A 13575-nucleotide genomic window follows, 5' to 3' on the forward strand; every position below is an offset into this window, starting at 1 on the left:
GGGAGGGGGCTTGCCCCCGATGAGGCCAGAACAGTCACCCCAGAATTCAGATAGGTGCTTTATGACAGCAGCCAATGTTTACCAACAACGCCCCACCTCCGGCGCCAAGGCCGAGTCGTCGCTGCACCATGCCGACCTCGCCAGCCTGGTCGGTAAGGGCCGCAAGAACGCCGGCGTGACCGTGCGTGAAAAGAAACTCCTCGGCCACCTGACCCTTCGTGGTGACGGCCATGACGCAGCCTTCGCCGCCGGCGTGCACAAGGCCCTGGGCATCGAACTGCCCGGCGCCCTGCAGGTCATCGTCAAAGGCGAAACCAGCCTGCAATGGCTCGGCCCGGATGAGTGGTTGCTGATCGTGCCAAGCGGTGAGGAATTCGCCGCCGAACAAAACCTGCGCGCCGCTCTGGGTGATTTGCATATCCAGGTCGTCAACGTCAGCGGCGGTCAGCAGATCCTCGAACTGAGCGGCCCGAACGTGCGTGATGTGCTGATGAAATCCACCAGCTACGACGTGCACCCCAACAACTTCCCGGTGGGCAAGGCAGTGGGCACGGTGTTCGCCAAGTCGCAATTGGTGATCCGCCACACGGCTGAAGACACCTGGGAACTGGTGATTCGTCGCAGCTTCTCGGATTACTGGTGGTTGTGGTTGCAGGACGCCTCGGCCGAATTCGGCCTGAGCGTTCAAGCCTGATCGAGTGGGCGCTTTTGTGGCGAGGGGGATTGCCCCCCGTTGGAGCGCGCAGCGGTCCCACTAAGGTCAGCGCATTTTTTCTGCAATAACCGAGTGGCGGGTTTTGGAGCTGCTTCGCAGCTCAACGGGGGACAAGCCCCCTCGCCACAAGGGCCTGAGGATTCCAGTATGAGCCGCGCACCCGATACATGGATTTTGACCGCCGACTGCCCCAGCGTGCTCGGCACGGTGGACGCGGTCACCCGCTATCTGTTCGAACAGGGCTGCTACGTCACCGAGCACCATTCGTTCGATGACCGTCTCTCGGGTCGGTTTTTTATTCGCGTCGAATTCCGCCAGCCGGATGGCTTCGACGAGCAGGCTTTCCGCGATGGCCTGGCCACGCGCGGTGAAGCCTTTGGCATGATCTTCGAACTGACGGCGCCGAACTACCGGCCAAAAGTGGTGATCATGGTCTCCAAGGCCGATCACTGCCTTAACGACCTGCTGTACCGCCAGCGTATCGGTCAGCTGTCCATGGATGTGGTCGCAGTGGTGTCCAACCATCCTGATCTCAAACCTTTGGCCGACTGGCATCAAATTCCCTACTACCATTTCCCCCTCGACCCCAACGACAAACCGTCCCAGGAGCGTCAGGTGTGGCAGGTGATTGAAGAGACGGGCGCCGAACTGGTTATCCTTGCGCGCTACATGCAAGTGCTGTCGCCGGAGCTGTGCCGCAAGCTGGACGGCAAGGCCATCAATATTCACCACTCGTTGCTGCCGGGGTTCAAGGGCGCCAAGCCTTATCACCAGGCGTACAACAAGGGCGTGAAACTCGTCGGCGCTACGGCGCATTACATCAACAACGATCTGGACGAAGGTCCGATCATCGCCCAAGGCGTGGAGGTGGTGGATCACAGCCACTATCCAGAGGATTTGATTGCCAAGGGGCGGGACATCGAAGGGCTGACATTGGCGCGGGCGGTGGGGTATCACATTGAGCGGCGGGTGTTCTTGAATGCCAATCGGACGGTGGTGCTCTGACTGCCGCCATCGGGAGCAAGCCCCCTCCCACATTCGACCGCATTCCAAAGGTAGAACTCGGTCAACTGTGGGAGGGGGCTTGCCCCCGATGAGGCCCTCACAAACAACGCAATAACAGCATCTGTACCCGAGCACTTAAACGCGCTGCCCACCCAACGGGCAACGCAGTTCCATAAAAACAACAGCGAGGTGAAAGCATGTCTGGTAATCGTGGTGTCGTGTATCTCGGCAACGGCAAGGTCGAAGTACAGAAAATCGACTATCCCAAAATGCAGGACCCCCGTGGCAGGAAGATTGAACACGGCGTCATCCTGCGCGTGGTCTCCACCAACATCTGCGGCTCCGACCAACACATGGTGCGCGGCCGCACCACCGCCCAGACCGGCCTGGTGCTCGGTCACGAGATCACCGGTGAAGTGATCGAGAAGGGCAGCGACGTCGAAAACCTGAAGATCGGTGACCTGGTTTCCGTCCCCTTCAACGTCGCCTGCGGCCGCTGCCGCTCCTGCAAAGAACAGCACACCGGCGTGTGCCTGACCGTCAACCCGGCCCGTGCCGGTGGTGCTTATGGCTACGTCGATATGGGCGACTGGACCGGTGGCCAGGCCGAGTACGTGCTGGTGCCATACGCCGACTTCAACCTGCTGAAACTGCCCGACCGTGACAAGGCCATGGAGAAAATCCGTGACCTGACCTGCCTCTCCGACATTCTCCCCACCGGCTACCACGGCGCGGTGACTGCTGGCGTTGGCCCTGGCAGCACCGTCTACATCGCCGGCGCCGGTCCCGTCGGCCTGGCAGCTGCTGCGTCTGCACGCCTGTTGGGCGCGGCGGTGGTGATCATCGGCGACGTCAACTCCATCCGCCTGGCCCACGCCAAGGCTCAGGGTTTTGAAATCGTCGACCTCTCCACCGACACCCCATTGCACGAACAAATCGCCGCGCTCCTCGGCGAGCCCGAAGTGGACTGCGCGGTTGACTGCGTAGGCTTTGAAGCACGCGGTCACGGTCACGACGGCGTCAAGGCCGAAGCCCCGGCCACGGTGCTCAACTCACTGATGGGCGTGGTGCGTGTGGCGGGCAAGATCGGTATCCCCGGCCTGTACGTCACCGAAGATCCAGGTGCTGTGGATGCCGCCGCGAAAATGGGCAGCCTGAGCATCCGCTTCGGCCTGGGCTGGGCCAAATCCCACAGCTTCCACACTGGGCAAACGCCAGTAATGAAGTACAACCGCCAACTGATGCAGGCGATCATGTGGGACCGTATCAACATTGCTGAAATCGTCGGTGTGCAGGTGATCAGCCTGGATGACGCACCACGTGGGTATGGCGAGTTCGATGCGGGCGTGCCGAAGAAGTTTGTGATTGATCCGCATAAGTTGTTTAGTGCGGCGTAAATCCCAGGCATACGAAAACCCAAATGTGGGAGGGGGCTTGCTCCCGATAGCGTTCAGTCAGTTACCTATTTACTGGCTGACTCAACGCCATCGGGAGCAAGCCCCCTCCCACAGTGGGTTGTGGTGTTTGGAACATCAGCGGTTGGCCAAAGCCCCCTCATAGACCGTCGGCCCCGTCGGTTGCTTGCTCACTGAGCCGCCTTTGCTCTCCGCACTCACCATCAATTCCACCGGTTTGCTGATCGAGGCCTGCTGCCTCGGGTTCAAGCCGATGATGCCTTCGCCATCCTCCGGTATCAGTCCAAGTGACACGGGCTTGCCGCCGTCGGGTATCGCCCACAGTTCCAGGCTCTGGTCCGGCGCGGGTGCGGTGATGGCGATGGGTTGCACTTCCAGGTAATCCTTGTGAGCCATGACCTGCGCCGCCGGCTGTTGGGTGGTGGTGATCAGGGTGGCGGCGGACTTGACGTTGTCCTGAGTGTAGAACGCGCCGCCGAGGCCGGCGATCACGGCCACGCAGACGCCGATAAACAGGCGTGGACGGCTCCAGAAAGGCGGCTTTGGCTCAATGATTGTGGGGCGTGTCGCGCTCATAACGTTGTTCCTGACAGGGCTTTCAGTGCTGTCATGGACTCTGGTTTGCGCGATGGGTTCCTGACCCCCTTGCAGGTCAAAGTGATGCCAATTGGCCCTGATACAGCACCGGTCCGGTGGGTTGCCCGGTGGGCGAGCCGCCGTGTGGTTCCAGGCTCACGGCCAAGGTCAGCGGTGCGGTAAGCAAGGCTCGCTGCGCTTCGCTCAGTTGGATTCGGCCTTTGCCCACTGCGGGCACCAGGCCCAGGGAGATCGGTTTGCCTCCGGGCTTGATGGCCCACAATTCCAGGTCCTGTGCCGACGTCACGGCGGCCAGTGACAAGGGTTCCACTTGCAGGTGGTCGGCAAAGGCCTTGATCTGCAACGCGGGTTGTTGGTTGGCGGCGACCAGTGTGGCGTTGTACGCCACACCCAGGTCGCGCTGGTACAACACGCCCACCAGCACTGCGATAACAATCCCGAACGCCGCCGCCCACAGTCGCAGGTTCGTCCACAACGGTTTCTTGGCCGGCATGTGCAGCACCTGCGGCTCGATCCGTGACTTGATGCCCGCCCACACATGCTCGGGCACCGGCCGCTCGGGCAATGCGCCGGTCAGGCTGGCAAGCGCTTCCTGCCAATGGCCCAGTTCAACGCGCAGCGCGGCGTCTTCCAATAACAGCGCATCAAAACGCCGACGGGCGGTGGCGGGCATCAGTCCGATGGCGTAGTCGGCTGCCAGGGCGCGGCGCAGGGCTGTGGTTTTGTAGTTCATGATTCAAGGCACCTGCGCAGGCGCTCCATGCCGCGGCGAATCCAGGATTTGACCGAGCCCAGCGGCGCGGCCAAGTGTTCGGCCAACTCCGAACACGACAGGCCCTGGAAGTAAGCCACAGTGATCGATTGACGCTGCATGCCGTCGAGGGTGTCGAGGCAGCGGTTGAGCGCGCGGGCTTCGCGTTCGCTGTCGAGCCGTTCGTAGGCGCTGGGGCCTTCGTCGAGCAAGGCGTCCTGTTGACCGTCGGCCAAAGGCTGTTCGCGGCGTTTACGCAGTTGGTCGATGGCCAGGTTGCGGGTGATGTTGATCATCCAGGTCATCGGCGCCGCCAGGTGGGCTTCGTAGCGCGAAGCGTTGTACCAGATGCGTACGAAGGCTTCCTGCAGCACCTCTTCAGCCAGGTCCTGGCGTCCCATAAACACCATGGCGACCCCGTGCAGACGCGGCGAAACACTGCGATAGAGCGTTTCAAACGCTTGGCGATTGCCCAAGGCGCATTGGGCCAGCAGGGGCCGCAACGTGTCAGCATCAGTGAGCGTAATAGGGCTTCTCCAGGCTCTCGTTTGAGGGCGACGGGACTGCGCACGGTAGGCAGAGGTTAGTTCAGCTTGGGCATTCATTCCATCCAGCTCCGGGCAGCGTATGAAGCCTATACGTAGGGCAGGGCGATTCGGATGCGGGTGTGGGAACAATCCCCCGGAATGCCCAGTCAAACGCCTGCTTTCGCACCTATATCCAGAGGTTGTTTCAATGAAGATTTCACGCGGTTTCGCCCTTTCCTGCCTGATGACTCTGGCGGCCGGCCCCGTACTCGCCGCGGGCTTCAGCCTTGGTGATGCGGCCAATGCCATTTCCGGCATGCAGGGCGGTAGCAACAAAGCCGCTGCCGCCGCACCGTCGTCCGAGACGGCCGGTTTGCTGAGCGCGCTGACCTCGCAACTCAATATCACCCCCGAGCAAGCCGTTGGTGGCACCGGCGCGATGTTGGGCCTGGCCAAGAACAAACTGAGCGGCAACGATTATTCGCAACTGGGCAACAGTGTGCCGGGCCTGGATCAGCTGTCGGGCAACAATGCATTGGGCAGCCTCGGGGCCTTGAGCGGGATGCTCGGCCAGACCGGTGGCAGCAAAACCAGCGGCCTGGACGGCTTGCTGGGTAACGTGAAGAACACAAACGACCTCAACACCGCATTCAGCGCGTTGGGCATGGACAGCGGCATGATCGGCCAATTCGCTCCGGTGATCCTGCAATACCTGGGTGGCCAGGGCGCCAGCAGTTCGGTGCTGGGCAAACTGGCCCAGGCCTGGGGTACCGGCAGCTAAATACTCTGCGCGCGCAGTTGTTCGATGCGCGCGTCTTTCTCCTTCCAGAGCTGGTTGACCCAGTTCTGGACGGTCTGGCGAAATGCTGGATCGTTTTCGTAATCTCCCTGCCACAACGCCGGGTCCAGCTCACGGGTCTGGATGTCGATGATCACCTTCGGCACCGCGCCGCTGATCAAGTCCCAGAACCCCGGAATCTTCTGCTGCGGATAGACCACCGTGACGTCGAGGATTGCGTCCAGCTGTTCCCCCATCGCTGCCAGCACAAACGCCACACCGCCTGCCTTGGGTTTGAGCAACTGGGTGAACGGTGAGTCCTGCTGCGTGCGTTTGGTCTCGCTGAACCGCGTGCCTTCCAGGTAATTGACCACCGTCACCGGCTGGCGCTTGAACAGCTCACAGGCTTGTTTGGTGATCTTCAAGTCCTGGCCCGCCAGCTCGGGGTGCTTGGCCAGGAACGCCTTGGTGTAGCGTTTCATGAACGGGTAATCCAGCGCCCACCAGGCCAGGCCCAGGAAGGGCACCCAGATCAGTTCTTTTTTCAGGAAGAATTTAAAGAACGGCGTACGCCGGTTGAGCGCCTGGATCAGCGCCGGAATATCCACCCAGGACTGGTGGTTGCTGATGACCAGATAGGAGGTGTCCCTGCGCAAGTCGTCGCCGCCGCGAATGTCCCATTGCGTCGGGATGCAGCGGGCGAAGATCAGTTTGTCGATCTCGGCCCAGGTCTCGGCGATCCACATCACCGCCCATGACGCATAGTCACGGTAGCGCCCCGGTGCCACCAGCTTGAGCAGGGCGAACACCAGCAAGGGGCCGATCAGGATCAGCGTATTGAGTAACAGCAGCAGGGTGACCAAACAGCCGGTGAGCAGGCGGCGCATAAGCAACTCTTGGGATCTTGTGGGCGGATCATGATAAGCAAGCTGAGTCTAGAGGCCAAATCGCAAAGCGTCGGACGAATGTTTCACAATGTTCCGGGTATGTTGGGCTGACTAACTAACAGTCGCTTTTGCGGTCTAGAATCCGCCTACTTAATTCAAGGAAACCACCTACGTGAAATCTATCCTTGCCTTGCTTGCCCTCGTTGCGCTGCCTGTCATGGCGGCCGAACCGACCCTTTACGGTCGCTACGAATACATTCAACTGCCGGAGATCGGCGAAACCTTCAAGGCCAAGATGGACACCGGCGCGCTGACCGCCTCGCTGTCGGCCCGCGACATCGACACCTTCACCCGTGATGGCGATGACTGGGTGCGCTTCCGTCTCGGCGGCAAGGACGCCTCCGATAAGGTCTACGAACACAAAGTCTCGCGCATCAGCAAGATCAAGAGCCGCGCCGACGAAGACGACGACAAGGACGAAGCCAGCGTCGCCAAGCGCCCGGTGATCGACCTGGAAATGTGTCTGGGCAACGTCAAGCGGACCGTCGAGGTCAACCTGACCGACCGCAGCAGCTTCAATTATCCGTTGCTGATCGGCGCCAAGGCCTTGCGTGAATTTGGCGCAGCGGTAAACCCGGCTCGTCGGTACACTGCCGACAAACCGGACTGCTGATTTGAACCCATGCCCCACATCCTGATTGTCGAAGACGAAGCGGCGATAGCCGACACGCTGATATTCGCCCTGCAAGGCGAGGGCTTTACCACCACCTGGCTGAGCCTCGGCCAGGAGGCATTGGCCCATCAGCGGCAGACGCCCGCCGACCTGATCATCCTCGACATCGGCCTGCCCGACATCAGCGGTTTTGAAACCTGCAAGCAATTGCGCCGTTTCACCGAAGTGCCGGTGATGTTCCTCAGCGCGCGCGATGCTGAGATCGACCGGGTAGTGGGGCTGGAAATCGGCGCCGATGATTATGTGGTCAAGCCGTTCAGCCCACGGGAAGTGGCGGCGCGGGTCAGGGCGATTCTCAAGCGGGTCGGCCCCGGCGTTGCACCGGCGGTGTTCCAGGTGGACCTGGAACGGATGCAGATCACCTATCGGGGCCAGCCCCTGAGCCTCACGCGCCATGAATTCCGCCTGCTGCAGAGCCTGCTTGAACAACCCGAGCGGGTGTTCAGCCGCGAGCAATTGCTGGATGCCGTAGGCGTACCGGCGGATGCCGGCTACGAGCGCAATATCGACAGCCATATCAAAAGCCTGCGCAGCAAACTGCGTAGCGTGGCGGCGGACGCCGAACCGATCCAGACCCATCGCGGCCTGGGCTACAGCTACAGCCCGAGCAACAGCTGATGCGCCTGGGGCTGCGGATTTTCCTGGTGTACGCGCTGTTTATCGGCCTCACCGGTTACTTCGTGCTCAGCACGGTGATGAAGGAAATCCGTCCCGGCGTGCGCCAGTCCACCGAGGAAACCCTGGTGGACACCGCCAACCTGTTGGCCGAGATCCTGCGCGATGACGTCAAAAACCGCACCCTCGGCCAAAGCCACTGGCAGGAATTGCTCAAGGCCTACGGGAACCGTCAGCCGGGCGCGACCATATGGGGCCTGCCGAAAAACCAGGTCAACCACCGCATCTATGTCACCGACGCCAAAGGCATCGTGTTGCTCGACTCCACAGGCGAAGCGGTGGGCCAGGACTACTCCAAATGGAACGATGTTTACCTGACGCTGCGCGGCGAATACGGCGCCCGCTCCACCCGCAGCCAACCGGATGACGCCACTTCATCAGTGATGCACGTAGGTGCACCGATCCGCGACAACGGCCAGATCATCGGCGTGGTCACCGTGGCCAAGCCCAACAGTTCATTGCAGCCTTATGTGGATCGCACTGAGCGGCGCCTGCTGTGGTACGGCGCCGGATTAGTCATCCTGGGCCTGCTGTTGGGCGCGCTGTTGTCGTGGTGGTTGAGCGTCGCGCTACGACGGCTGACGGCCTATGCCGAGGCGGTCAGCGAAGGCCGGCGCGCCGAGTTGCCTCACTACCGTGGTGGCGAGTTGAAGCAGTTATCCACTGCTGTGGAGCACATGCGCACGCAACTGGAGGGCAAGGCCTACGTCGAGCATTACGTGCACACCCTGACCCATGAATTGAAAAGCCCATTGGCGGCGATTCGTGGCGCGGCAGAGCTGTTGCAGGGTGATATGACCCGCGAGCAGCAGCAGCGTTTTGTCGGCAATATCGACAGTGAAAGCGCACGCCTGCAGCAGTTGATCGAGCGTTTGCTGAACCTGGCGCAAGTGGAACAACGCCAAGGCCTGGAAGAGCAGGTGAGTATCCCGCTGGCAGCCTTGGTCGACGACGTGCTCAAGGCCCAATGTGCGCGGATCGAAGGCGCCGGCTTGCAAGTGGAGCAGACGATTGCGGCGGATGTGAAGGTGTTCGGCGAGCCCTTCCTCCTTCGCCAGGCACTGGGCAATCTGCTGGAGAACGCCTTGGATTTCACCCCCCCTGGCGGCCTGTTGGCATTCGCTGCACAGACGCACCATAACGATGTGCAGGTGAGCCTGTTCAACCAGGCCGCACCGATTCCCGACTACGCGTTGCCGCGCCTGAGCGAACGTTTTTATTCCCTGCCACGCCCGGCCAGCGGACGCAAAAGCACGGGGCTGGGCCTCAACTTTGTCGAGGAAGTGATGAAGCTTCACGGCGGCGCATTGCAGATCGGTAACGTCCCCGGCGGCGTGCGCGTAGAACTGCATCTCCACACAGTCTCCACATTGCCCACATAAATCCCCCACATGCGCGGCCCACTCTCTCTCCATCAAAACAGGGAGAGACCCATGAACCGCAGCCTGCTTTTCAAACTTGGCGCGATTGCGCTGCTGATCCTGCTGTTGCTGATTCCGTTGCTGATGATCAACGGCATCATCAGCGACCGCCAGCAACTGCGCGACGGCGTACTGATGGACATCGCACGCAGCTCCAGCTACGCCCAACGCCTCACCGGCCCGGTGATGGTGGTGCCCTATCGCAAGACCGTGCGTGAGTGGAAGCTCAATGAAAAGCTCAACAAGCGCTACGAAGAAACCCGTGAAGTGCGTGGTCGTTTGTATTTCCTTCCGGAGCGTTTTGAACTCGACGGCAAGGTGCAGACAGAACTGCGCGCACGGGGCATTTACCAAGCTCGGCTGTTCCACGCCGACAATCGCATCAGCGGGCGTTTTGTGCTGCCGGAGCAATGGGGCATCACCGAGAACTATGCCGATTACCGCTTTGAACCGGCGTTTCTGGCGGTGGGCATCAGCGATATTCGCGGTATCGAAAACGCGCTGAAACTGGAGCTGGGCAGCCAGCGCCTGGAGTTCTCGCCGGGCAGTCAGGTCGGTTGGTTGGGTGAAGGTGTACACGTCGAACTGCCGGCGCAGGACAACAAGAAACCGGCCGCCATGGACTTCGCCTTTGACCTGCGCCTGCAGGGCACCGAGCAACTGCAAGTGGTGCCGGTGGGCAAGACCAGCCAGGTCTCACTCGCGTCCAACTGGCCACACCCGAGCTTTATCGGCAACTTCCTTCCGGCTCAGCGTGAGGTCACCGACCAGGGCTTCACCGCCAACTGGCAGACTTCGTTCTTCTCCACCAACCTTGAAGAAGCCCTGCGTGGCTGCTTGTCCGAAAACAGCTGTGAGGACTTCAACAGCCGCAGCTTCGGCGTGAACTTCATCGATCCGGTGGACCAGTACCTCAAGAGCGACCGTGCGATCAAATACGCGCTGCTGTTCATCGCCCTGACCTTTGCCGGCTTCTTCCTCTTCGAAGTGCTCAAGAGCCTGGCAGTGCACCCGATTCAATACGCCTTGGTGGGTGTGGCGCTGGCGTTCTTCTACCTGCTGCTGTTGTCGTTGTCCGAGCACTTGGGTTTTGCCCTGGCGTACCTGATCTCGGCGAGTGCCTGTGTGATGTTGATCGGCTTTTATGTGTGCCATGTGCTGCGCAGCGTCGCCCACGGCCTGGGGTTTTCGGCGGGGTTGGCGGCGTTGTACGGCTTGTTGTACGGGCTGTTGAGCGCCGAGGATTACGCGCTGCTGATGGGCTCGCTGCTGTTGTTCGGCCTGCTGGGAACAGTGATGGTGCTGACGCGCAAACTGGATTGGTACGGCGTGGGCAAGCGCAAGGTGGTCGAGCCGTTGGCGTTTGATCTGGAGGCGGTGCAATGAGTGGGTTACGAGAGGATCGGCAAGAGCGGTCGCAGTTGGTGGAGAAAATTAACGCGCTGTTTTCCGCTGTTGTGGTGAGTGAGGTTTGCGTGGTGAGCGGGCGGGCTGTGGAGAGTGAGCGGTCTGTGGTGAGTGAGCGGTCTGTGGTGAGTGGACGGTCTGTGGAGAGTGGATTTTTGGGGTGAAAGGGCTGTCTGTGGAGAGTGGATTTTTGGGGTGAAAGGGCTGTCTGTGGAGAGTGGATTTTTGGGGTGAAGGGGCTGTCTGTGGTGAGTGGATTTTTGGGGTGAAAGGGCTGTCTGTGGTGAGTGGATTTTGGGATGAAGGGGCTGTCTGTGGTGAGTGGATTTTTTGGGGTGAACGGGTTGTCTGTGGTGAGCGGGCTTGCCCCGCGCTGGGCTGCGAAGCAGCCCTAATCCAGACACCGCGTTTTTTCAGCAATACCCGATTGGCAGGTTTTGGGGCCGCTTCGCAGCCCAGCGCGGGGCAAGCCCGCTCACCACGGACAGCCCACTACCACAGACCGTCCACTCACCACAGGAAAGCTGAGCGGTTTGCTAGACCGGCGGCTGGGTCTCCAGCATCGAAGGTCGCTGGCTGACTTCGGCGTACCAGCCGGCAAGCTTAGGGTTGTCGACGCGCCACTGCATGTCCGGATGACGGAAGTCGAGGTAGCCCAGGGCGCAGGCCACGCTGATCGAAGCAATGTCGAAGTGGCTGGTCAGCTCGGCGATGGCATCCTGTTCCAGCTCGGCGAGGGCGCGGCGGATCTTGTTGCGCTGCTCGTCGAGCCAAGGCGCCCAATGTTTCTCCACCGGACGCAGGGTCGATTCATAACGCACCAGCACGGCGGCATCCATGATGCCGTCGGCCATCGAGGCCAGGGTCAGACGGCGCCAGCGGGCCGCGCCGTCGCGGGGGATAAGCGGGTTGCCCACATGCTGGTGGTCGAGGTAATCAAGGATCACCCGGCTGTCGTGCAACGTGCTGCCGTCCGCCAGGCGCAGGGCCGGGATCTTACCCACGGGGTTGCCTTGCACCACCTGCGCGTCCGGGTTGACCGGGGTCGGCATGCACCCTTGCAGGGCCACGCGATCCTGCTGGCCGGTTTCGATCAGCAGCACGCGGACCTTACGAACGAACGGTGACGCGGGGTTATGGAACAAGGTCATGCTGGGAGTGGACATGGGTAAACCTCAAAATTGACTGTGGCTAGCCTAGAGGGTTGCGCGGTGGCTAGCGAGGGGGAGTGCGGGTGTTTTTGAGGGCCTCATCGGGGCAAGTCGAATCGTCGCACCGCCCCTCCCACGGTCGACCGAGTTGTCATGACGAACGCGGAACACCTGTGGGAGGGGCTTGCCCCCGATAGCGCCCTCAGCCACGCCGCTTGAACAACGCCCACATGCCAATGGCGGCCGGTATCCCCAACCCCACCCAACTCAACGAATCCCACAGCCCATCACCCAGCAACGCCGCAAACAAACCGGCGGCGCTGAGCAGGCCAATCCCCAGCGGGATGCCAAATACCTTCCAGAAACTCGACTGCCTTGGCTTCATGCCTTGCCCGCCTTGCGCCGGACGATCCACAGATAAATCCCGCTGATCAGCACAACGATGGTCAACACATCCAGCACCGCCCACAGGATTTTCATCGGCATGCCGCCGTAGTCACCGAAGTGCAGCGGCTGAGACATGCCCATGGCGTCCATGTACCACGGCCGTTCGGCAACGGCGGTGACGGCCAGGGTGCTGGCGTCGATCAGCACCGGCGTGAGCAGGTGCGAGGTCAGGTGGGTGCTGCCTTTCATGAACACCGCGTAATGATGCTCGCTGGAAAAGCGTGTACCAGGAAAGGCGATAAAATCCGGCTGCATACCAGGGGCGGCCTTGGCGGCGATGGTCAGCAGTTCCGTTGCTGGGGCACGCTGGGTCAGCGGCGGGGCATTCTTGTACGGTTCGATCATCGCGCTGAGGCTGTCCTGACGCCACGCGGCGATGATCAGGTCGGCGCAGGCGCTGATCACGCCGGTCACGCCCACCACCAGCGCCCAGGTTAGGGTGACCACGCCGATCAGGTTGTGCAGATCCAGCCAGCGCAGGCGGGTGGATTTGTCCTGGCGCACAGTGGCGAACTTCAATCGGCGCATAAACGGCAGGTACAACACTGTGCCGGAGATGATCGCCAGCACAAACAACACGCCCATGAACGCCAGCAGCAACTTGCCCGGCAGCCCGGCGAACATGTCCACATGCAGACGCAGCAGGAACAGCGTGAAACCGCCATTGGCCGAAGGCATCTCCACCGACTCGCCGGTGCGAGCGTCGAGCATAAAAGTGTGGGACGAATTGGGCTCAGTGCCCGCAGTAGCGGCCATGATCGCGATCACACCGTTCTTGTCGTCCTCGTCCCACGCCAGGTATTGCATGGCTTCACCGGGGCGATGGGCCTGCGCCTTGGCGACCAGTTGCTCAAGGTTGAGCTGCGGCGTATCGGCAGGCATCTGCGCTAGTGTGGGCTCGTTGCCCAGCAGATGGTCGATCTCATGGTGAAACACCAGGGGCAGGCCGGTGAGGGCGAGCAGCAGGAGGAATACGGTGCAGATCAGGCTGGTCCAAGTGTGGATGAAGGACCAGCGGCGGATGGTTTTGCTTTTCATCACGGCTCCAAAAGGCAAAAGGGCCGCA

The 13575-nt window shown here is 61.2% G+C and carries 15 protein-coding genes; 8 read left to right on the forward strand and 7 right to left on the reverse strand.

Annotation, left to right across the window (positions count from 1 at the left end; genetic code table 11):
• Positions 1-61: 61 nt before the first annotated feature.
• The 3 genes from ACVWXD_RS27535 to fdhA all read left to right on the forward strand — a co-directional run bounded on the left by ACVWXD_RS27535 (position 62) and on the right by fdhA (position 3117).
• Positions 62-694: a sarcosine oxidase subunit gamma gene (locus tag ACVWXD_RS27535; protein WP_032883974.1), complete on the forward strand. Its 633-nt coding sequence runs from the start codon at positions 62-64 to the stop codon at positions 692-694.
• A gap of 168 nt (positions 695-862) precedes the next feature.
• Entirely contained in the window at positions 863-1720 is an 858-nt protein-coding gene (purU, locus tag ACVWXD_RS27540; RefSeq protein WP_032883972.1) for a formyltetrahydrofolate deformylase, read from the forward strand.
• Between the two features lie 197 nt (positions 1721-1917).
• Positions 1918-3117, forward strand: a complete 1200-nt coding sequence (gene fdhA / locus ACVWXD_RS27545; protein WP_005792122.1) for a formaldehyde dehydrogenase, glutathione-independent — start codon at positions 1918-1920, stop codon at positions 3115-3117.
• Positions 3118-3252: 135 nt separating this feature from the next.
• Here the strand turns inward: fdhA and ACVWXD_RS27550 are convergent, their stop codons facing one another.
• From ACVWXD_RS27550 to ACVWXD_RS27560, 3 genes are all read right to left on the reverse strand, one after another.
• The gene (locus ACVWXD_RS27550; protein WP_095185075.1) at positions 3253-3711 is read right to left on the reverse strand and encodes an anti-sigma factor; all 459 of its coding nucleotides are present in this window, start codon (positions 3709-3711) and stop codon (positions 3253-3255) included.
• Positions 3712-3787: 76 nt separating this feature from the next.
• Entirely contained in the window at positions 3788-4465 is a 678-nt protein-coding gene (locus tag ACVWXD_RS27555; protein ID WP_095185074.1) for an anti-sigma factor, read from the reverse strand.
• A complete protein-coding gene (locus tag ACVWXD_RS27560) occupies positions 4462-5088 on the reverse strand; it encodes a sigma-70 family RNA polymerase sigma factor (protein WP_122754275.1) in 627 nt (208 codons plus the stop codon). Before ACVWXD_RS27560 ends, ACVWXD_RS27555 begins: the two co-directional genes overlap by 4 nt.
• A gap of 130 nt (positions 5089-5218) precedes the next feature.
• Here ACVWXD_RS27560 and ACVWXD_RS27565 point away from each other — a divergent pair, with 130 nt between their 5' ends.
• A complete protein-coding gene (locus ACVWXD_RS27565; RefSeq protein ID WP_032883963.1) occupies positions 5219-5791 on the forward strand; it encodes a DUF2780 domain-containing protein in 573 nt (190 codons plus the stop codon).
• Here ACVWXD_RS27565 and ACVWXD_RS27570 read toward each other — a convergent pair.
• Positions 5788-6675: an acyltransferase gene (locus ACVWXD_RS27570; protein WP_181642923.1), complete on the reverse strand. Its 888-nt coding sequence runs from the start codon at positions 6673-6675 to the stop codon at positions 5788-5790. The two genes, ACVWXD_RS27565 and ACVWXD_RS27570, sit on opposite strands and share 4 nt — an antisense overlap.
• Before the next feature lie 172 nt (positions 6676-6847).
• On the opposite strand from ACVWXD_RS27570, the gene rloA2 reads away from it, so the two are divergent.
• The 4 genes from rloA2 to creD are packed head-to-tail and all read left to right on the forward strand — an operon-like array spanning position 6848 to position 10890.
• Positions 6848-7348, forward strand: a complete 501-nt coding sequence (gene rloA2 / locus ACVWXD_RS27575) for a retropepsin-like aspartic peptidase RloA2 (protein WP_032883961.1) — start codon at positions 6848-6850, stop codon at positions 7346-7348.
• Between the two features lie 9 nt (positions 7349-7357).
• The gene (gene creB / locus ACVWXD_RS27580) at positions 7358-8026 is read left to right on the forward strand and encodes a two-component system response regulator CreB (RefSeq protein ID WP_032883959.1); all 669 of its coding nucleotides are present in this window, start codon (positions 7358-7360) and stop codon (positions 8024-8026) included.
• Positions 8026-9465: a two-component system sensor histidine kinase CreC gene (creC, locus tag ACVWXD_RS27585; RefSeq protein WP_032883957.1), complete on the forward strand. Its 1440-nt coding sequence runs from the start codon at positions 8026-8028 to the stop codon at positions 9463-9465. The genes creB and creC overlap by 1 nt, the downstream gene beginning before the upstream one ends.
• 51 nt (positions 9466-9516) lie before the next feature.
• Positions 9517-10890 carry a cell envelope integrity protein CreD gene (creD, locus tag ACVWXD_RS27590; protein WP_099601655.1) on the forward strand — a complete coding sequence of 458 codons (1374 nt, stop codon included), beginning with the start codon at positions 9517-9519 and terminating at the stop codon, positions 10888-10890.
• Positions 10891-11447: 557 nt separating this feature from the next.
• Here creD and ACVWXD_RS27595 read toward each other — a convergent pair.
• The 3 genes from ACVWXD_RS27595 to ACVWXD_RS27605 all read right to left on the reverse strand — a co-directional run bounded on the left by ACVWXD_RS27595 (position 11448) and on the right by ACVWXD_RS27605 (position 13547).
• Positions 11448-12077: a glutathione S-transferase gene (locus ACVWXD_RS27595; protein ID WP_457371533.1), complete on the reverse strand. Its 630-nt coding sequence runs from the start codon at positions 12075-12077 to the stop codon at positions 11448-11450.
• Between the two features lie 187 nt (positions 12078-12264).
• Entirely contained in the window at positions 12265-12447 is a 183-nt protein-coding gene (locus ACVWXD_RS27600) for a hypothetical protein (RefSeq protein WP_457371534.1), read from the reverse strand.
• Positions 12444-13547 carry a PepSY-associated TM helix domain-containing protein gene (locus ACVWXD_RS27605; protein ID WP_032883945.1) on the reverse strand — a complete coding sequence of 368 codons (1104 nt, stop codon included), beginning with the start codon at positions 13545-13547 and terminating at the stop codon, positions 12444-12446. Before ACVWXD_RS27605 ends, ACVWXD_RS27600 begins: the two co-directional genes overlap by 4 nt.
• Positions 13548-13575: the final 28 nt, after the last annotated feature.

This window comes from Pseudomonas sp. TE3911, assembly GCF_054062775.1.